The organism is Sodalis sp. RH14 (genome assembly GCF_047324285.1).
Classification (GTDB): domain Bacteria; phylum Pseudomonadota; class Gammaproteobacteria; order Enterobacterales; family Enterobacteriaceae; genus Acerihabitans.
This window is the reverse complement of the sequence record NZ_CP178739.1, coordinates 5,847,310-5,866,910: the sequence shown is the minus strand read 5'-3', so window position 1 is coordinate 5,866,910 and position 19,601 is coordinate 5,847,310. Positions and strand designations below refer to the sequence as shown.

Annotated in this window: 18 protein-coding genes; 12 read left to right on the top strand and 6 right to left on the bottom strand. The window is 56.2% G+C overall.

Translation table 11 applies throughout. The features are described 5' to 3' along the window. Positions 1–29: 29 nt before the first annotated feature. The 6 genes from ACL2XQ_RS26660 (at position 30) to ACL2XQ_RS26635 (ending at position 6,310) form a co-directional block, all read left to right on the top strand. On the top strand, positions 30–875 hold the full coding sequence (locus ACL2XQ_RS26660; protein WP_410012776.1) for a polysaccharide deacetylase family protein: 846 nt from the start codon (positions 30–32) through the stop codon (positions 873–875). Then, positions 868–1,842, top strand: a complete 975-nt coding sequence (locus tag ACL2XQ_RS26655) for a polysaccharide deacetylase family protein (protein WP_413739885.1) — start codon at positions 868–870, stop codon at positions 1,840–1,842. The genes ACL2XQ_RS26660 and ACL2XQ_RS26655 overlap by 8 nt, the downstream gene beginning before the upstream one ends. Then, complete coding sequence (locus ACL2XQ_RS26650; RefSeq protein ID WP_413739884.1) at positions 1,835–3,247, top strand: MmgE/PrpD family protein; 1,413 nt, start codon at positions 1,835–1,837, stop codon at positions 3,245–3,247. Before ACL2XQ_RS26655 ends, ACL2XQ_RS26650 begins: the two co-directional genes overlap by 8 nt. A gap of 174 nt (positions 3,248–3,421) precedes the next feature. Further along, on the top strand, positions 3,422–4,525 hold the full coding sequence (locus ACL2XQ_RS26645; protein ID WP_413740558.1) for an iron-containing alcohol dehydrogenase family protein: 1,104 nt from the start codon (positions 3,422–3,424) through the stop codon (positions 4,523–4,525). A gap of 91 nt (positions 4,526–4,616) precedes the next feature. Further along, the gene (locus ACL2XQ_RS26640; RefSeq protein ID WP_410012779.1) at positions 4,617–5,156 is read left to right on the top strand and encodes a TetR/AcrR family transcriptional regulator; all 540 of its coding nucleotides are present in this window, start codon (positions 4,617–4,619) and stop codon (positions 5,154–5,156) included. Then, complete coding sequence (locus ACL2XQ_RS26635) at positions 5,153–6,310, top strand: MFS transporter (RefSeq protein WP_413739883.1); 1,158 nt, start codon at positions 5,153–5,155, stop codon at positions 6,308–6,310. Before ACL2XQ_RS26640 ends, ACL2XQ_RS26635 begins: the two co-directional genes overlap by 4 nt. Before the next feature lie 131 nt (positions 6,311–6,441). Here the strand turns inward: ACL2XQ_RS26635 and ACL2XQ_RS26630 are convergent, their stop codons facing one another. Next, positions 6,442–7,374, bottom strand: a complete 933-nt coding sequence (locus ACL2XQ_RS26630; protein WP_413727426.1) for a LysR substrate-binding domain-containing protein — start codon at positions 7,372–7,374, stop codon at positions 6,442–6,444. 104 nt (positions 7,375–7,478) lie between these two features. Here ACL2XQ_RS26630 and ACL2XQ_RS26625 point away from each other — a divergent pair, with 104 nt between their 5' ends. Continuing rightward, positions 7,479–8,501 carry a zinc-dependent alcohol dehydrogenase family protein gene (locus ACL2XQ_RS26625; protein ID WP_413739882.1) on the top strand — a complete coding sequence of 341 codons (1,023 nt, stop codon included), beginning with the start codon at positions 7,479–7,481 and terminating at the stop codon, positions 8,499–8,501. A 96-nt stretch (positions 8,502–8,597) separates the two neighbouring features. Here ACL2XQ_RS26625 and ACL2XQ_RS26620 read toward each other — a convergent pair whose 3' ends face one another. The 4 genes from ACL2XQ_RS26620 to ACL2XQ_RS26605 all read right to left on the bottom strand — a co-directional run bounded on the left by ACL2XQ_RS26620 (position 8,598) and on the right by ACL2XQ_RS26605 (position 11,619). After that, positions 8,598–9,344: an amino acid ABC transporter ATP-binding protein gene (locus tag ACL2XQ_RS26620; protein ID WP_413723522.1), complete on the bottom strand. Its 747-nt coding sequence runs from the start codon at positions 9,342–9,344 to the stop codon at positions 8,598–8,600. Between the two features lie 26 nt (positions 9,345–9,370). Beyond that, a complete protein-coding gene (locus ACL2XQ_RS26615; protein ID WP_410012786.1) occupies positions 9,371–10,045 on the bottom strand; it encodes an amino acid ABC transporter permease in 675 nt (224 codons plus the stop codon). Between the two features lie 90 nt (positions 10,046–10,135). Beyond that, positions 10,136–10,888 (bottom strand): transporter substrate-binding domain-containing protein, encoded by a 753-nt coding sequence (locus ACL2XQ_RS26610; RefSeq protein ID WP_413739881.1) that lies wholly within the window; start codon positions 10,886–10,888, stop codon positions 10,136–10,138. A 35-nt stretch (positions 10,889–10,923) separates the two neighbouring features. Next, complete coding sequence (locus ACL2XQ_RS26605; protein ID WP_413739880.1) at positions 10,924–11,619, bottom strand: IclR family transcriptional regulator; 696 nt, start codon at positions 11,617–11,619, stop codon at positions 10,924–10,926. A 423-nt stretch (positions 11,620–12,042) separates the two neighbouring features. Between ACL2XQ_RS26605 and ACL2XQ_RS26600 the strand changes: the two genes are divergently transcribed. The 5 genes from ACL2XQ_RS26600 (at position 12,043) to ACL2XQ_RS26580 (ending at position 18,833) form a co-directional block, all read left to right on the top strand. After that, positions 12,043–13,188: a winged helix-turn-helix domain-containing protein gene (locus tag ACL2XQ_RS26600; protein ID WP_413739879.1), complete on the top strand. Its 1,146-nt coding sequence runs from the start codon at positions 12,043–12,045 to the stop codon at positions 13,186–13,188. A 728-nt stretch (positions 13,189–13,916) separates the two neighbouring features. Continuing rightward, positions 13,917–14,891, top strand: a complete 975-nt coding sequence (locus ACL2XQ_RS26595) for a hypothetical protein (RefSeq protein WP_410012790.1) — start codon at positions 13,917–13,919, stop codon at positions 14,889–14,891. Positions 14,892–14,914: 23 nt separating this feature from the next. Beyond that, positions 14,915–15,907 (top strand): iron-containing redox enzyme family protein, encoded by a 993-nt coding sequence (locus ACL2XQ_RS26590; protein ID WP_413739878.1) that lies wholly within the window; start codon positions 14,915–14,917, stop codon positions 15,905–15,907. Next, on the top strand, positions 15,907–17,106 hold the full coding sequence (locus ACL2XQ_RS26585; RefSeq protein ID WP_413739877.1) for a hypothetical protein: 1,200 nt from the start codon (positions 15,907–15,909) through the stop codon (positions 17,104–17,106). Before ACL2XQ_RS26590 ends, ACL2XQ_RS26585 begins: the two co-directional genes overlap by 1 nt. A gap of 683 nt (positions 17,107–17,789) precedes the next feature. Continuing rightward, a complete protein-coding gene (locus ACL2XQ_RS26580; protein WP_410012793.1) occupies positions 17,790–18,833 on the top strand; it encodes a type III polyketide synthase in 1,044 nt (347 codons plus the stop codon). A 99-nt stretch (positions 18,834–18,932) separates the two neighbouring features. On the opposite strand, the gene ACL2XQ_RS26575 is transcribed toward ACL2XQ_RS26580, so the two are convergent. Beyond that, positions 18,933–19,391, bottom strand: coding sequence for a GNAT family N-acetyltransferase (locus tag ACL2XQ_RS26575; RefSeq protein WP_413739876.1), 459 nt, complete (start codon positions 19,389–19,391; stop codon positions 18,933–18,935). Positions 19,392–19,601: the final 210 nt, after the last annotated feature.

Sequence of the window (19,601 nt, the reverse complement as noted above, 5' to 3'; positions counted from 1 at the left end):
CGGCCTGTTAGCGGAGAAAGCGCGTAATCATGTCTTCTACTTCCACCCGCTGGCCCGGGGGTAAAACGGGCTGTATGGCGCTGGCGTTCGATGTCGACGGCCCTACCGGCGATGCCATGCTGAACGGCAGCATTTGGCGCAAAGCGGATTATTTTACCTTCGGCGGCTACGGTCCTTTCCGCGCGCTGGGGCGCATCCTCGATCTGCTCAAGGCGCACCAGTTGCCCGCCACGTTTTTTGTGCCGGCCTGGGTCGTGGAGAACTGGCCGGCACAGTGCCGGGCCATTGTGGAGCAGGGTCACGAGGTGGCCTACCACGGCTACCGGCATGAGTCGTTCTATGCCCTGAGTCCTGAACAGCAGCGTTGGGTGATGGACACATCCCGGGATATTTTCCAGCAGGTATTGGGCGTTCGCGCCGAGGGCTTTCGTACGCCATCCGGCGACTGGCACCAGGAAACCCCGGCGATGCTGCTCAACGCGGGCGTAACCTATTCCAGCAGCATGCGCGGTGATGACCGGCCTTATCTGATACGGGTGCCGGGACAGCCGCGGCCGCTGGTGGAAATCCCCGGACGCTGGGAGATGGACGATTATGCCTCCCTGGCCTATACCCGCGAGCCGAACTTTCCCTCGGGCCTGGATCGCACCGCCGGTTATGCGCTGACGCTGGATAACTGGTGCCGCGAATTTGACGGCGCGATGGACGAAGGCCTGAGCCTGACCACATTATTCCATCCGAAGATTTCCGGTAAACCGGGCCGCATTATGCTGCTCGACCGGTTTTTTGACCATTTGCGCCGGCGCGACGACGTGTGGTTCGCCCGCTGCCGCGATGTGGCGCGCTGGTGGCTACAGGAGCATGGCAATGAATAATGACGCGGGTTTATCCCCGGGACGCTGGCCCGGCGGCAAACGCTGCGCCGTGGCGGTGACGGTTGATTTTAATGATATCCACGGCATCCTGAGCCAGGTACCGGCGGTGGCCGGCCGGGAAAAAACGCTGTCGGTATGGCGCTACGGCACCCTGCGCGGCATCGATCGTTTACTGGCGTTGCTGGCGGCAAAAAACGTCCCCGCCAGTTGGTGCGTGCCGGGCGTGGTGGCGGAAGAACATCCCGACCGGATAAGGCAAATCCGGCAGGGCGGCCATGAGCTTGCCGGCCGCGGCTATCGGTTTGAATCGTTTGACGCCCTGACGCTGGCGGAGCAGATAAAAAGCGTGCGGCGCGGCAACGCCGCCATCGCCAATATAACCGGCGCCGCGCCGCGGGGTTTTCGCCTGCCGGCGGGCAATTGGGCCGACGGCCTGCCCGATGCCCTGGTGGCTGAAGGCCTATGCTGGACCTCGGGCTGGCGCGGCGACGATCTGCCTTTTTTTATTCCCTTACACTCGCCTGCGGATGCGGTACCCGCGCCCCGGCTGGTGGAACTGCCGCTGCACTATGAGCTGGAAGACGAACCCTATTTTGCCTTTAACCTCAGCCCGGCGGTGCCGCCGGCGCAGTCGCGCATCGCGTCCTATAGCCAGACCCTGGGCAATATGAAGATGGATTTCGACGGGTTTTACCGCTTCGGCCTGTGCTATGTCCTGCGTTTGCATCCCGAGGTGATCGGCACCGCCGGCCGCATCGGCGTACTGGGCGAACTGCTGGATTATATTGCCGCGCATCCCGACGTCTGGGTCGCCACCGCCGGCGACATTGCCGACTGGTGGCGGCGCAGCCAGCCGGATAACGATCCCGCGCATCCGGCCGAAGTCTGGCGGCGCCATCGCGGGCGGGAAAACCCTGCCGGCCCCTTCCCCGCAGGGGAGTTACCGAAGAGGATGCCCCATGCCTGACGCACCACTGCCGAACACCGGCACGCCCGTCGCGGCCAATCCCCAGCAGGCGCTGGTGGATTTTATCGCTAATACCTCCTTCGATCGGCTGCCGCCGGCGCTGGTGGCGCGCTGTAAACGGCATATTCTTGATACCCTGGGGGCGGGCCTGGCGGGCGCGGGCAGCCAGGTGGCGCAGGAGATGACCCGGCTGCTGGCGGAGGAAGGCGCCGCGCCGCAGGCGGTAGTCTGGGGCACCTCACTGGCAACCTCGGCCCGCAACGCGGCGTTGCTCAATGGCGTGGCCGCCCATGCGCTGGAGCTTGACGATACCGGCGGCTGCGACCATTCCGGCGCGGTGGTAATCCCCGCCCTGCTGGCGGTGTTGCCGCTGTGCCCGCAGCCGGTCAGCGGCAAGGCCTTGATTCTGGCGACCGTCATAGGCTATGACATTGCTCGCCGGGTACTGGAAGCCTGCGGCGGTTATGCCGCCCATAACGGCGCCGGGTGGCATTCCACCGCCACCTGCGGCGTGTTCGGCGCGGCGGCGGCGGCGGCCAGCCTGCTGCGACTGGACGCCGCGCAGGCCAGCTCCGCGCTGGGTATTGCCGGCAGCTTAAGCGGCGGTCTGTGGGGATTTATTCACGACGGCTCGCAAAGTAAAAAACTGCATGCCGGCCGCGCCGCCGAGGGCGGCGTACTGGCGGCGCTCAGCGCGCGCCGGGGTATCACCGGTCCCGGGGCGCTGTTTGACGATCGCTGGGGCGGTTTCCTGTCCACCTTCGCTGCCGCCAGCGCCGCTCCCGGGGCGCTAACACATGAGCTGGCGCGGATATGGAAGCTGGAGCGCTGCTCGATAAAACCCTATGCCTCCTGTCGCGGCACCCATGCGGCGATTGACGCCGCCGGTCTGTTGCTCGGCAGGCTTAATGCCGGCTATCAGGAAATTGAAAAAATCGAGGTCCGTCTCTGCCCGTTTCTTAACGATATGTGCGGCAATATGCATCTGCAGACGCTGGCGGCCGCGCAGATGAGCCTGCCCTATGCGGTGGCGGCGCGGCTGGTATTGGGTCACGCGGGCCTGGACGCCTATGGGGAACAGCAGCGTCGGGACCCCCGGCTGCTGGCCATGATGGCCCGCATTGAATTACGGGTGGATCCGGCGCTAAGCGCGGACGGCGAACCGGAAATTACCCTGCATACCCGCGAGGGCGATCGCCTGACGCTGCGGGTGGACATCGCGCTCGGCAATCCGGCCAATCCCGTCAGCGACCGGCAGCTGCGGGATAAATTTTTATCCCTGGCGGCTCATGCGTTGCCGGCCACCCAGGCGCAGACGTTGTGGGCCAGGGGAATGGATCTGGAGCATGAAACGGATATCGGCGCGCTGGCCAGACTGCTGATCCCCAGTCATGATTTTATCTGAGCGCCGCCAAGAACCCCCGGGCAGAGCGTGGGAATATCAGGATCACGCGCATCACCCCGGACGCGCACAGGGCCGGCCGCAGGCGCAAGCAGCCGGACGACCCGGCTTATGCATGACATGCCGGTTAACTTATTAGCCTTTATTGAGAACAACATGTCATCGGAGATAGGACATATGCAGGCACAATCCATTATTTTCCCGGCGCAGATCCTGCGCGGTCCCGGCACCCTGTCCCGGCTGGGTGAGGTGTGCGGCAAACTCGGGCGGCGCGCGCTGCTCATAGGTGGCCACCAGGCGCTGGCGGCGGTGGACGCGGCCGTTAAAACACAGCTGGCCGCCGGCCCGGTGACGCTGGTCGACAGCGCATGGTTCGGCGGCGAATGCAGCGCAACGCACATCCACCGGTTAACGCAAAGGGTGACTGAGCTGGGTATCGATTTGATCATTGGCGCCGGCGGCGGCAAGGCGCTGGATACCTGTAAAGCGGTGGGCGTGGCCGCCGCCGTGCCGGTGGTCGCCGTCCCCACTATCGCCGCCACCTGCGCGGCGGTTACACCGCTGTCGATACGCTATTTTGATGACGGCCGGTTCCAGGATCTTTATCCGCTGCCGCAGGCGCCGGCGGCGGTGATTATCGACAGTGATTTGCTGGCACGCGCGCCGATGCGCTGGCTGGCGGCCGGCCTTGGCGATACGCTGGCGAAATGGTACGAATTCCGCGCCATCAGCGCGCAACAGACCCGGTTGATAGGGATCCAGCGCTCGTCCCAGGCCAATAGTTTAATTTGTTACGACCTGATTGCCGCCTACGGGCCGGCGGCTTGCCAGGCGGTGCGTGACGGCCGGGCCAATACGGAGCTGGATCAGGTGCTAGACGCCATTTTTATGTTCGCGGGCCTGACGTCGCTGATGAGCAACGGTGCCCATGCCGCCGCCGCCCACGCCATTTACGAAGGCTTTACCGTCTGCCATAAAACCCGTGATTTCGGCCACGGCCTGCTGGTGGGGTTCGGCAATCTTTGCCTGCTGGCGTTGGAAAACCGTTGCGACGACGAACTGCGCGCGGCCATCACGCTGGCGCAAGCCTGCGCGGTGCCGCTGCGGTTAAACGAGATAGCGGAATTGACCGCTGAAGAGCTGGACAGCATTGTGCGGGCGTCGGTACACGCGCCGGATATGGCAAATATGCCGGGGAAGGTTACGGCGGCGGATCTGTACGCGGCCATCAGGCGTGTGGAGGCGATGGCGGAGACGATTGGCCAGCCCGGAGGGTTATAGTCAATCCCGAAAACACCCGCTTATCGCCCAACGCGGTAAATGTTTGCGGTAATCATTGCAAAAGTAAAACGATCGGTTTACTTTTGCGGTTATGCACAAAAAACAAGACATCATCCAGGCCGCGGAGCGGCTGTTTTATACCAACGGTTTCCACGCCACCAGTACGGACCGGATCTGCAGCGAGGCGGGCGTATCAACGCGCACCCTGTATCGTTATTTTCCTTCACGCGAGGCATTGACGGCGGCGGTGATGCACGATCGTAAAAACCGGTTTTTTTCGGCGCTGTATCCTGCGCGGCATCCGGAGGCGGTCAGCAGGCTTTTCGCGGTGCTCGGGCAGTGGATGCGGGACTACGGCACATCGGGATGCTTCTTCCTGAAGGCCTGGGGCGAATATGCGCAGCAGGATATCAGGCTGGCGGCGCAGGCTCTTGACTATCGCTATGCGATGCGGGACTACATCGCGGCCTGTAGCGGGAATTCGCCCTGCGCGGCCGGCGCCGCCTTTTCCGACGCCATATGGATGCTGTTTGAAGGCGCCATCACGTCGGCGCTGATTATCGGTCCCGAAGCCGCGACCCGCGCGGGGGAAGCAGCCGCGCTGCTTATCGCCGGCGGGGAACGGCGATGAAAGCGTCCGTGGCGCTCGGAATCACCGGTTTCTCGCTGATCGCCGTCACCTACGGCATGGCCAGGTTCTCATGGGGACTGATGCTGCCCGCCATCATGAGCGATATTCCCTTCAGCCCCCGGGTGGCCGGCGTCATTTCCGCCTGCAGCTTTGCGGCTTATTGTCTGTCCACCCTATGCGCATCGGTACTGGCCGCACGTTTTGGCCCGCGCTTGCCGGCGGCGGCGGCGGCCTGTTGCGCCGCCGCCGGCCTGATGCTGCTTGCCCTCGCTTTTTCTCCTGGTATGCTCGCGGCCGGGCTTTTTATTGCCGGCCTGGGTTCAGGCCTGGCCTCGCCATCCCTTGCCGCCGCGGTCAGCCGGGTTATTTCCGTCACACAACAGCCGCTGGTGAATACCGTCATCAACGCCGGTTCCGGGGCGGGCATTATCCTGTCCGTGCCGGTGTTGCTCTATCTGCCGGGCGGATGGCGCGCAGCCTGCACGGTATTCGGCATCGTGGCGCTGGCCAGCCTGGCGCCGGTGATATGCTGCCTGCCCGGCGGTCGCCTCAATATCCGTCTGGGGGAAAAAAACCGGCGCGAAACGCTTCTCCGGCGTCCGGTAGCGCGGCTGGTCATCATCGCCTTCGCCAGCGGAATGGCCAGCGCGGCCTGGTGGAGTTTTGGGCCGGACGTGCTGCGCCATCATTCCGGCGTGGATGAAAATACCGCGAGTATGCTCTGGCTGGTCAGCGGCGGCGCGGGCATACTCGGCGCAATGACCGGCCCCATGGCCACGTATGCCGGTCTTAATCAGGTTTACCGTATTTCACAGCTGTTTATGGCGGCGCCGCTTCTGCTGCTGGCGTTCAGCCACGGGTTCTCGTGGTGGTTCTTTCCGGCGGTTGCGCTGTGCGGCGCCGGCTATGTCACGCTGACCGGCGTATTGCTGGTCTGCGGGACCTCAGCGGCGCAAGACGCCCCGGCCTCAGGCGCAGGAGCGGTGTTTTTCATGCTGGCGGCGGGGCAGGTCGCGGGGTCGGTGGTCTTTGGTATGCTCTATACCGAAACGGGAGCCGCCTTCGCCCTTACGATGTTTGCCGTTCTCTCCGTGCTGATGACGTTTTATACCCCGCAGAAAAGGTACGTTGACAACGAGATACCGGCCCGTTAAATAACGCTTTGTCCACACGACGGAAACCCGGCGTCACGCAAGACATCTTTGGCCGGCGCGTTGATCCTGGCCTCCATTGGCGGTCGTTCAGTGCGGGCAAGCCATTGTCCGGCAAGCATTGGACGCTGTTTCTATTCAGCCGCGGCCGAGAGATCAGGCGACAAACTCATACTGGTCGCCAATCTCTCCGCCAGACGGTCCACCGCCAGCCGGACCTTCAGCGGCAGGTGAGTGGTCTTGGGCCATACGGCATAGGACTGAAAAAAAACGCCCGCGTATTCCGCCAGTACCTGGACCAATTCACCTTGCTGCAATCGTTGCCGTACCAGCCAGCAGGGCAGCCAGGCAATACCGAAGCCGGCGGCGGCGGTATCCGCGATCGCCTGTAAATCATCCATTAACAGACGCGTTTTTGGCACCACTTCTTCCACCGTGCCGTCGGGCAGACTAACCTGCCAATGCTGTAACATTCCCGCGCGCAAATAAGCCACCGTCTCAAGGCGGGCCAGTGACGCAAGGGTATGCGGCGTGCCGGCCCGTGCCAGGTAACCGGGCGAGGCGCAGAAGGTCATGCGGTGATCGCCGATACGGCGCGCCACCAGCCGGGCGCTGTCGGGTAAAGGCCCGTTGCGGATAGCCAAATCGTAGCCGTCCTCGATCAAATCCACGATGCGATCGCTGAACGAAAGCTCCAGCTCCAGCCCGGGATGCTCCCGTGTCAGCTCGATCAACAGCGGCGCGGCGCACAGACGGCCGAACAGCACCGGCATTGATACCCGTAAGCGACCGCTGACCTGCTGTTTACCGGTTTCCAGCAAGGTTTCGGCGGTGTGGATCTCCTCCAGCGCCCGCTGGCAGCGTTCGTAAAATAACGCGCCGTCAGCGGTCAGGCTTTGGCTGCGGGTGGTGCGCTGGAACAAACGTACGCCGAGGCGCTGCTCAAGCCGGGCTATGGTCTTGCCCACCGCCGAACGGGAGAGATGCAGCCGGCTGGCCGCCAGGGCAAAACTGCCCGCTTCGACCGAGGTGACAAACACCGAAATACCTTTCAGCCGATCCGTCATGGGTTGTCGCCTTTTTGGAAACAATAATTGGAAATATTATCGCCACTGGCGACGTGATATCAACGCTATCCTGACGTAACACATTTTATTATCAGGAGGACATCATGGCCGACACCATGCAACGCTGGACGATGGACGCTATTGGGCGTGGAAATCTTAAGCTGACCGAGATCGCCGTCCCGCAGCCGGGACCGCGTGAAATCCGGGTAAAAGTGAACGCCGTTTCCCTCAATTACCGCGATAAGCTGGCTATCGAAACCGGCATGGGGCTGGATCTGCCGCTGCCGTTTACCCCGGCGTCGGATATGGCCGGCGTGATTGATGCCACCGGCGCGGGCACCACCCGGTTCAAGGCCGGCGATCGAGTGATATCGAATTTTACGCCCGGCTGGATCGACGGGAAGCCAGGGGGTAATGCCCGCACGCCGCCCTATATTACCCTGGGTGGCGCCCTGCAAGGCGTACTGGCGGAATATGTGATTTTGCATGAAGACTGGGTATCCGCCTCCCCCGCCACGCTTGACGACGCGCAGGCCAGTACCCTGCCTTGCGCCGGTCTGACCGCCTGGTTCGCCCTGGTGGAGCGCGGCCGCCTGCGCGCCGGGGACTCGGTGCTGGTGCAGGGCACCGGCGGCGTGGCGCTGCTGGCCCTGCAGATTGCCAAAGCGCACGGCGCAACGGTGTACGTCACCTCCGGCAGCGATGAAAAGCTGGCCCGCGCCAAGGCCCTGGGCGCCGATTACGGCATCAACCGCCTGAACGGCGATTGGGTGGAATCGGTTTATAGCCTGACGCAGGACCGGGGCATCGACCATATTATCGATACCGTGGGCGGCCCCAACCTGGCGAATTCGATTCGCGCGGTGGCCGTCCACGGTACTATTTCAGCGATCGGCGTGTTTGAGGGATTTGACATCAGCGGCCCCGGCGGCCCATTGCTGCTGAAATCGCCGGTCATCCAGGGCATTGGCGTCGGCCACCGACGCGCGCTGGAAGATCTGGTGCGCGCCGTGGATACTATCGGCCTGAAGCCGGTGATCGACCGGCAATACGGATTCGATCAACTGCCCGATGCCTTGGATCATCTCGATCGCGGCCCGTTCGGAAAAATAGTGCTGACGTGCTGAATACGCCCTTGCGCAGCGCGGAAGCAGGCGGCGGCACATCAGGTCGGGAGCGCTCATGGCAGACCGCCGGCCGATGGCGCAGCGGCGCCGGGGCTGTCATGCGCGGGACAGTACGCTTTGCAGGAAGGTCCTGGTCCGCGCTTCCCTCGGCGCGCCGAAAATAGCGGCGGGCGGGCCCGCCTCGATTATCACCCCGCCGTCCATGACCACCACCACATCGGCCACTTCCTGGGCGAAGGCCATTTCATGCGTCACCACAATCATGGTCATGCCGTCCTGGGCTAACATTTTCATGACCCGCAGCACCTCGCCCACCAGTTCGGGATCCAACGCGGACGTCGGCTCGTCGAACAGCATCACCAGCGGCTCCATCGCCAGCGCGCGGGCAATGGCGACCCGCTGTTTTTGACCGCCGGACAGGCTGTTGGGCATGGCATCCGCTTTGGCTGCCAAACCGACTTTGCCCAACAGTTTAACCGCCTGCGCCCGGGCGTCGGTTTTTTTAAGGTTACGCAGCATCTGGGGAGCGACGCAAATATTGTCCAGTACGCTCAGATGAGGAAATAAATTAAACGACTGGAAAACCATGCCGACGTTTTTGCGCAGTTCGTTAAGCTCAACGTCAGGCAACATTTTCCCCTGTTTTATCAGGGTGCTGCCGCAAATCTCAATGTCGCCTTCTTCCGCTTGCTCAAGCCCGTTGCAGCAGCGCAGGAAAGTGCTTTTGCCCGACCCGCTGGGCCCGATAATCACGACCACCTGGCCGGGGAAGACCTCAAAATCGATACCGTTAAGCACCCGGTTGGCGCCAAAGCGTTTGCCGAGACGGCGGATCCTGATAATGGGATTGCCCATAGCGCGTGATTCTGTCATTGCAGCGCCCCCTTCGATTTGAGCCGTTGTTCACAATAACGCAACGCCAGCACTGAGATTCCGGTCAGGAAAAAATACACGGCGGCAATCACCAGATAGGTTTCCAGATCCCGGTAAGAGTTACTGATAATCGTCGAGCCCGCCTGCATCACATCCTGGATGGTGATAAGCGACACCAGCGCCGAATTCTTGATTAACGCGATAAACTCATTGCCGAGCGGCGGTATCATCCGGATAACCGCCTGCGGCAGGATAATCTTGTACATTGCCTGGCCGCCGGACATACCCAACGATCGCGCCGCTTCATTCTGCCCTTTTTCGATGGACTGGATCGCGCCGCGCACCACTTCCGCCACGTAGGCGCTCGAATACAATCCCAAGCCGATAACACCGCAGAAAAACGACGGCAGCACCAGGCCAAGCCGGGGAAGGCCGTAATACCAAATAAACAGCTGCACCAGAAGCGGCGTGCCCCTGATCAACGCGACGTAGGCGCTGCACAGGGCATAGATAACGCGCCGTTCGGGATTGAGACGGCCGATGCCTAACAGCAATCCAAGCGTACAACTCAACAGCAATGCGCAAAGCGTGATTTCAACGGTCACTATCGTGCCTTGAAGCAACAGTCCGGCCCCGGCAAAGACGGGTGAAAAGTTCAGGTCTAGGGTCATAGTATTTCCGTCGATTGTGCCTCGGATACAAAGAGTTACATCAAAGCGTAACAGCCGAATACAGGATGCCAATGCCTCATCGCGCCATGCTTACTTGGCAGCGGTAGGGAACCATTTTTGCACCAGGGCGGCATAAGTACCGTTGGCCTTGAGCTGGTCAAGCGCCCCGTTGATCTCCGCCGTAAGCTTTGGCTGGTTCTTCTGTACGGCAATACCATATTCTTCGGATGTCAGCTGATCGGCCAATATCCGGACGCCGCCTTTGGTGCGCGCATATTGGAACGCCGCCGGTTTGCCGGTGACCGCGGCATCGACACGTCCGATATCCACCAGGCTGAACATCTGCTGGTTTTTCTCCACCTCGACCAATTGGGCCGACGGAATATTGTCGTGCAGCCATTGCACCGATTTGGTCCCCACCTGGACGCTTATTTTTTTGCCTTTCAGGTCATCCAGGGTTTTGATCGTCGTGTTGTCCTCTTTGACCATCGCCACCAGGCCGCCGCTCAGGTAAGCGTGGGTAAAGTCGACGACTTCCGCGCGCGCCGGGGTGATATAGATAGCGGAGACGGCGATATCGGCCCGGTTGGCGGTCACGCTGGGCACCAGTCCTTTAAAATCCACATTGGTCCAGGCGATGGGCCGGTTAAGTACCTTGCCAATCGCCTCGACCAGCTCGATATCAAACCCGGCAAACTTTCCGTTTTCCATATATTCCATGGGCGGGAAAGTGGCGTCTGTAACCGCTTTAATCGGTTCGGCGGCCTGGGTAAAAGACGTTGCGGACAGGCATAACATGCCGGCGACAAACAGGCGGGCTAAAACGGGACGGATAATGGACATGGTTCTTTCCTTTTGAATGAATAAAAGAGTAAAAATCAGCTTGTCCGCAGGCGCTTATTGATACGTCCCGCGGCCTCGATGGCGATGCTTATCAATTGCGACTGCCGGTCAACGGCCCGTTGCCAAGGCGCCATCAGCGATAACACGCCCAGCACAAACGCGCCGGAGGCAAACAAGGGTGCGCTAATCCCCCAGACGCCGTCGTCAACCTCACCCTGGCTGCAGGCATAACCTTGGGTACGGATGTCCTGTAATTGCGCCAGCCTGTCGTTTCTCTCGGCCGGATCGGGAAATTCCGCCTGCAGGATAGATTGCTGTTGCAGGTCAGGCAGGTGGGCCAACAGACATTTAGCGGTGGCGCCATCCCTTAACGGCAGGCTGCGTCCTTTTTCGAAAGAGCAGCGCAGAGACTGGGGCGCCTCGATCATATCGACGCAGACCGCCTGGGCATCCACGGCAACCGTGATGGCCACCGTTTCACGTGCAAGATCCGAAAGCCATTGCATTTCCGGCCGGCCATGGTGCGTCAGCAGCGACACGGTGTTAAAGCCCAGGGCGAGCTGCAGGCTGACCGGGCCGGGGGCATATAAATTGCCTGATTCAAAAACAAACCCCCAACGCTTCAACATCACCAACTGGCGGTAAAGCGTACTCTTGGCCAGGCCGGTCGCCTTCATTAACTCCGCCGCGTTGACCGGACGGCCAAATTGCGCCAGCACTTTTAAAATCATTAAAACACGTTCATGGGAGGAAATATTTTCCCGACCCTGGACCGGCATAGATGCTGAGTTAATGGACATCGGCGGCTTCGTATTGAGCAAAGGACGTAACCTTGGCAAGCAGGATCCATGCCACAGTATGGGAACAGAATCCCATTACACGGGAATACTGGTTTTTACCTGGGTACCCTCGGGTTATTAACCTCTTTAAAACGCGCGACAAAAGGTATGTCTGCACTAAAAAGGGACGGACGCACCACCGTGGTGAAAAGCGCGGAGGGTGCAGACAAGCGTAAAATAGGCCAGTAATATACCGTCATACAGTCGGCGAAATAAAACCGCCTGATGCTGACCCGCATAACCTGTTTAACCCGTCAATCACGCTCAGGTGAACCATGCCCGGCATTTTTCCCATCATGGTGAAAAGCTAACATTATGACCCTATCTTCTATCCCGGTAACCGCACGGCAGGCCCGCGCGATCTGGCTGCGGGCGCAGCGGCTCGATATCCCCGCCCCTTTCGGCGAAGGGCCTGACGCCGTACGTTTAGCCACCAAACATCTCGGGTATGTGCAGATCGATACCATCAACGTCATCGAGCGCAGCCACCATCATATTCTCCATACCCGTATTCCCGCCTATCGACGCGTCGACCTTGAGCAGTCCCAGTCGGAGGCTAAATCGGTCTTTGAATACTGGACACATGCCCTGGCCTACGTGCCGACGTCGGATTACCGCATGTACCTGCCGGCCATGAATCAGTTTCGCGCCAGGCCTCATGCGTCGTATGCCGACATGGATGCACAGCATTACGCCGCGCTGCTAAAACGCATCCGTGACGACGGGGCGCTGTCGATCCGGGATATCAACGATGACGTGCTGGTTGAGAAGACGCATCCGTGGGGCAGCCGCAAGCCGTCACGGCGCGCGCTGCGTTATGGCTTTTTCAGCGGCGACCTGACGGTGAGCAAACGCACCGGCATGCTAAAAAGCTATGATTTATCCGCCCGCCATTTCGCTTGGCCCCGCCGGCCCCGCCCGGCAACCGCCCAGCAGTTCGCCCACTATCTTTTGGCGCGCGCCGTGCGTTCCCAGGGCATGGTCAGCCTGGATTCCATTTGTTTCGGCAATGCCGGGGCCAAGGCGGCGGTGCGTACGCTGATTGACGCGGCGGTAAAGAAAAAGCAATTGGTGCCGGTCCATATCGAGAACCACGCGAAAAGCCAGCATTGGGTCGTTCCGGCGGCGCTGGAAAATAGCATTGAACCGTTAGTGACTCCCCGTACCGCCATTCTGTCACCCTTCGATCCCCTGATCATCCAGCGCAAGCGGCTACACCTGTTTTTTGGGTATGAACATCGGTTCGAGGCCTATGTGCCCGCCGATAAAAGGGTACTGGGTTATTTTGCGCTGCCGGTGCTGGTAGGGGATGAGATCGTGGCCGCGCTCGATCTCAAGATGGATCGTCCTGCGGGCAGGCTAATGGTACAAAAGTGGACCTGGTTCACGGAGCCGCGGCCGGATCTGCGCATTGCCATCGACGAGGCCTTGGGCCGGTTCGAACTGTTCCAAAAAGGGTAGATAGCCGGCGGGTGGCGCGCAAAAACCTTCATACGGTGAAATGCCGCCCGCGGCGTGCCCACGACAAGGCCATGGCAGCAGCTGATGGGTTGTTTATCGTGCATAATTACAGGCAGCGTAACAAGCGTACCACACAGTGAATAATGAGATGATTCATCTCGCGCTGCAAGAAAATTAATCCGGCCTGCAACAGCACTCTATTCAATTAGCAAATTATATAATCACATAAATTATGTTTCACTTGATTTTAGAATACTCGCGGAAGAAAGGGTAAAAATTAACACTTCCTCTATCAGAGCAGTTAATTTAATTTTGATATTGCAATCTTCATTCCTATGATTTAGGGTAAAGTCATTGGCCACATTTAAGGGTTATCCATCATAAGTCATTACAAAAGCAAAGTTTATTACAATAAAATAAATACTATTATTATTACTTATTTATTATTATCTTTATAAATAACTGTGTATTTTTACGCGCATATTGACTTCAATAATAATTTAAATAGATATTTTACCACTTTACATTGCAAAATAAATTAAATATCACGTGCGTGTTGATAGCCGGCACGCATTTTAACCCAAAGGAGAAGCAATCATGAATATGACTAAACGCAAAATTATCATTGTGGCTAAAAAAACCCGTCCTGTCCTGATGCCATCGCACCTATGATAACCCAAACCAATAAGGCATCTCCATGAGATGCCTTTCTTCATGGAGTCATTGTCATGAGCGACTTAAACTACTGTCCCCATTTAAATTGTACGCTTTCATTGTCTAACAATCATTTATTGGCGATCACTGATGAAGATGAGTTCACCATTAACGTATTACCGGTGACGCCAAACGAAGCCTATGAATTCTTGTTATTATTAGATGGAAAAACATCCATTCCTGACATCATTAAGAAAAACAAAACCCACCTGACCTGTGAAGACGCCACCTTGCTGATAGAATGCCTGTCTGAATCTGGGTTGCTCACCAGAAACATTCCAACAGAGTTTATCACCGGAAAACAGGCCATACTCGAAATAGAAGATCTCCAAAATCGTCTGATGGATAAATCATTATATAACAACATATTCTGGCAAAAATGTAATGAACCCGATGACGTGCCGGAAAATGTCTTTATCGGTATGGCGATTGAAAATTATCATTTGCTTGCCCGTGGCAGCTCGTTCGATGCCCATGCCCTTTATTTCCACGGATGCAGGAAGACCCGGCAGGCAATGAACGCCGTCTTTTGCAGCGAGCATGGCCATGCTGAGATTATCCTTTCAGCGTTGGCATTACTCGGTATTGACGAAAACAATATCATCGCGTCGGTCCCGCTGCCGGAAACGCTGGGGCTGGCCAATTCCCTCGCCTATTGGTCGGCCAGCGATCCGCTGTTCTTCTTTAGCACCATGGAAGTACTGGAGGGTAAAGACTGCGCGGTAGACAGCTATGTCATTGCCATGGAAAAATCCGGCAAGATGGATGCCCAATTTATCGAAAAAATAAAATCTCATTCGCTGATAAATATTGAACATAACCATGCCAGCTTTGGCCGACAGTTACTATCAACCATCCCCGTAGTATCTAGAGAAAATTTGATCAGGATGAAAAGGCAAACCCACCTTTTTGTAGAATTATACGACGCCTATTATCGTGCCATTTGGGAGCATTATTCTGATGCCACCAGCCTTGTGCGATCGATATAACCCAGCAAGGGAGGATATCTCTTATGAACAATTTTTTCTGTTTACCACGGCTCAGGAAAGGGGTCGCCATTACGGTTATTGATAGCGGGATTTCGTTGCACTACCATGAGCAGGGTTGCGACATTACCGTAGGAACGGAAGCCAAAAACAGCCTGCTTGCCTTTCTGAAAACCTTAGCCAAAGGTAAATACAATATCTTGCAATTGATAGAAAAATTCCCTGAAGAAGAAAGTTTCAGCTGCAATGACGTTATCAAACACCTCGACCAACTGGGGCTGATAGACGACGGTATGCAAACACAACCCTCCGGAGCGCTCAGCGGGGATGATTTTTATTACTCTCGCCTGATACCCGTCATCAGAAAGTGGCAATATAATGCTGGTGATTCACCATTTTATAGCAGAATGCTTTCTGGTAAAATTACCAATAATGAAATAATAGGTTTTGCCATGGAGTACTATCATCTGGTACACATGTCCCCGGCGATTATTGCGCCCGCCTTAAGCCATAACGTCAATAACCCTATCCGCAACCGGCTGTTAAACCTGTTTGTCGAGGAATATGATCATGATAAAATGCTAATAGCCTGCCTTGATACGGTTGGCATTGATGAATCGGTTTTATCAGCCCGCCAGCCGTTACCTGCTACTTTTATGGCCAATGCCAGCCTTGGCGTCTATGCCAGGCAGCATTTATTAAGCTTCATTTGTGCGCTGTTGTTGTTTGAAACGCCAAGCCATATTTTTAATGAAGCATTCATTAACGCTTGCATTAAAAATGGCCTTCCGGAAAATTTCTATACGCCAATAATAAAACATTCTGATATCAATGAAGAAGGAGAGCATGGCCTTATCACGCTGAACCTGCTGAAGGAGATCCCAGTCATCTCCGCTGAAGAGCAGAATGTGATATTAGTACATATTTGCAGCCTCATTGAAATGCTCAATGAGGAGGATAGGCAGATAGTCGATTTTTATAGCCAAAAAAACGACCTGAGAAGAGTGTATAATTACTGATGTTAAACTTATTAAACAAAGGAAATGTTGCCGGAAAAAATGAAAGGGTCATCAGGCTTGCGGGATACCGTTTGTTTAATTTGCTATCCGCGCATTTTCTAGAACGCCTGCTCTTTCTCGGCGTCGCGATTGTTTTACCGTTGAAAATGACAGGCGCCGGACAAATGAGTATTGCACAAACGGGATTATTTTACTCATTTCTCCTATTTATGTACCGCTGCACGCCGCTACTGTTCAGTTACCTGAGCCGGTTTATCCGGCGGGAACTGATCTTTATCACTGGGATAATAATTGAATCGGCATCCTTACTGTTTATGGCCTACGTCCAGGTTCCGCATTGGTCATATGGCTTCGCGCTGCTGGCGGGCATTGGCGGCGGGGCCGCCGCCACGATGATGGTGAGCTTGATTGAATCAGCCGATCGGGATGCCAAAATGCTGGCGGGGAATAGCGTCAATCATGATATTTTCAATATTCACTTAATGCTGATAAATGCGTCGGCATTTATTAGTCCATTTTTCGCTTTTTTTCCCACCCGATTCTACCAAGGCATGATGACGGTTATTCTATTAATTTTAATGATGTTTATTGGTAATTTTTTCCGTCTCGGCCAGGTTGGCTCACAGGAGCATCGCATCATGGGATGCGATAAGCTGCCAAGTTTTGATAAAAGGTTTTTCCTTATTTGGGTCGCGGTGCTTTCCGTATGGGCGGCCTGTTCTGTTGTTTATATCATTTTGCCCTCGCTTGATGCACATTTCCTGGGGCGGGACGGTGTAAATATCTGGCTATCGTTTGATGCCGTCGTCGTTGTGGCGCTGTTCTTCCTGCTCAAACATATCAATCTATTCCAGCATAACACGACGTTTAATGCCGGTATCGGCTTGATGGCGATTCTGGCGGCATTGCTGTTATTCGTACTGTGTCAGCATAATTTTTATATTCTGCTGTTTGCGCTGTCGGTCTTGGCCTTCGGCGGCTATCTCGCCTTCGGGCAGTTGTACGGTCTGGCCATGCGGACCCGATTTACCCAGCGCAAGACATTTTACCTCGGATTATTATCATTTTCCGGCGCGCTGGGTGAAGGCGGCACTCAGGCTATTTTTTGGCTGACCCGCAATGCCGACGCCAGCCTGGCCATTACGTTTACCATCGTCCTGATGGGCCTGATCGCGCTGCTTCGCCTGGGTAACGATTAAGCCACCGCCATCCGCCTTTGTTGGCGTGTTGGCGTGTTGGCGTGTTGGCGTGTTGGCGTGTTGGCGTGTTGGCGTGTTGGCGTGTTGGCGTGTTGGCGTGTTGGCGTGTTGGCGTGTTGGCGTGTTGGCGGTGGTGGTTTTCACCCTTTTTCAGGCAACGGTAGCGGGTTTCACACCATGACATATTAATAATTAATTAACTTATCATGAAAATATCAATATATATTTTTTATAATATCGCCACACTATGCACGTCATTTCTCGCCTAACAGAGCCTATATTTTACCCTATTTTTCATATCGGTAATAGTATATTCGACTGGTTAACCTCTGTTATTATTGCCAATATCATTGCTAATGAGTTTATTTAACACATAATGCCGATATATAAAAATAAGGCATATTCCATAAGAAAATATTATGTGCAAAGAATTATTTCTGACGAGTTAAGCCGATATTTATTCCCGATCCTTAATCAGCCCTCTCCTGAAAAAACAGGTCAACACAACTCATTTAATAAAAATTGTGCCATTTTTAAAATAACATTTTTTCCATCTGCAATGGATTATCAGGATTGACAAACTGATTGCGGACAACCAATCTTAAAGCGGTTAATTTTTATTAATTAGAGATGTCATTCAGCGCATTAACTTATTATAAAGATATTATGGAGCCATACAAAAAATGCCTACACTGCACAAACCAGCCATTTACCTTCCGGAATATGTTATTACCTTGGAAGATACGATTGAATTAGCGAAAAGGGAATTCAAGGACAGTCCCAACCTGGACAAGGCAATCGAACTCATCACCCACACCGGAGTTAAAAAAAGACATATCATTCAACCCATTGAGCTTGCATCCCTTCATCCTGGCTTTGGTTACAGGAATGCGATTTTTGAATATCAATCAAAACGGCTTGTTCCGGGTGTGATTGAAGAAGCCCTGAGCCATGCGGATATTTCCGCCAGGGATGTTTCAGCGATAATTTATGTTTCCTGCTCGGGCTTTTTGATGCCGTCCTTGACCGCATGGCTTATCAATAAAATGGGCATGCCGCTTGATACCGTGCAAATCCCTATATCACAAATGGGCTGTGCCGCGGGCGGCGCTGCGATAAACCGGGCGCTTGATTTTATCAGCGCGCATCCCGGCAGCAATGTATTGATCGTCAGCTGCGAATTCTGTTCGCTAAGCTACCAGCCTACCGACGATGATATCGGCAGTCTTCTTTCCGACGGCCTGTTTGGCGATGCGATAACCGCGGCGGCGGTCACCTCCCATTCCGGCCACGGGCTGGAGCTACAGCGCAACTGCAGTTATCTCATTGCGCAGACCGATGAATGGATCCGCTACGCCGTAAAAGATACCGGCTTCCATTTCCGGCTGGATAAACGCGTGCCGGGTACGATGAAACCCCTGGCGCCGGTGATGACGGAGTTTGCCCAGAAGCATGGCTGGGAGATCGACAAGCTTGATTATTATATTATCCATGCGGGCGGACCAAGAATACTGGATGATTTGTGTAAATATCTGGGCGTACAAAGGGAGCAATTTTCATTTAGCCGCGACACGCTGGTGAATTGCGGCAATATCGCCAGTTCCGTGGTATTCGAAGCCTACCGGCGAATGCATGAATCCAGCGTATTCAGCGCAGGAGGCAAAGCAATAATCGCGGGTTTCGGGCCGGGCATCGTCGCTGAAATGAGCTTATCGCAATGGGAATAATGCCGATATATTTATCCCGGGCCGGCGGCGCGGCCCGACGATGATAATGCTGTCATCGAGAAGCCTGCGCCGCGGGCTGCTGGTTTAGCGGGACCCTGCTTACGCTGACGGCGGCCGGTAATTATCCATGCCGATATGGGGTATGCCGTCTTCGTCATACACCTCCGTTACCGCGCGGAAACCTAACCGGGCATAAAACGGCTGCAAATGCGCCTGGGCGGACAGATGAACGGTCCGTTCAGGCCAATGCGCCGCGCATGCCGACAGCGCACGCGCCATCAACTGCAGGCCCAGGTTCATGCCGCGGGCCTTGGCCGCCACGATGACGCGGCCGATGGCCAATTGGTCACCCTCATCCAGAATACGGGCATACGCGCTAAGCTCACCGTCCAGATAACCCGCCACATGGCGGTTGTCGCCCACCAGATCCCGGCCGTCCACATCCTGGTAAATGCAATTTTGCTCGATAATAAACACCGCGTTACGAAAGGCCAGGATGTCATACAGTCTCTGTGGCGTCAGTTCGCTTTGGTGCCAGTCATACCAGTCCAGGTTCATCGGATTCCTACAGCAAGGGTCGGGCTTGAAGAGATGCCGGCGCGGTGTCATTAACGCCGGCGCTGTTTGAGATGGCCGCAAATCCGGCGCGCACTCGCTTGGCAGGGCATGCCGTCCCTAAGGCGCGATGCGTCCCGCCGAATATAGTACGTCAATTTCCCGCGGGACAATAGGGTATGCTTACCAGGCCGCGCACGCGGCAGGGACGAC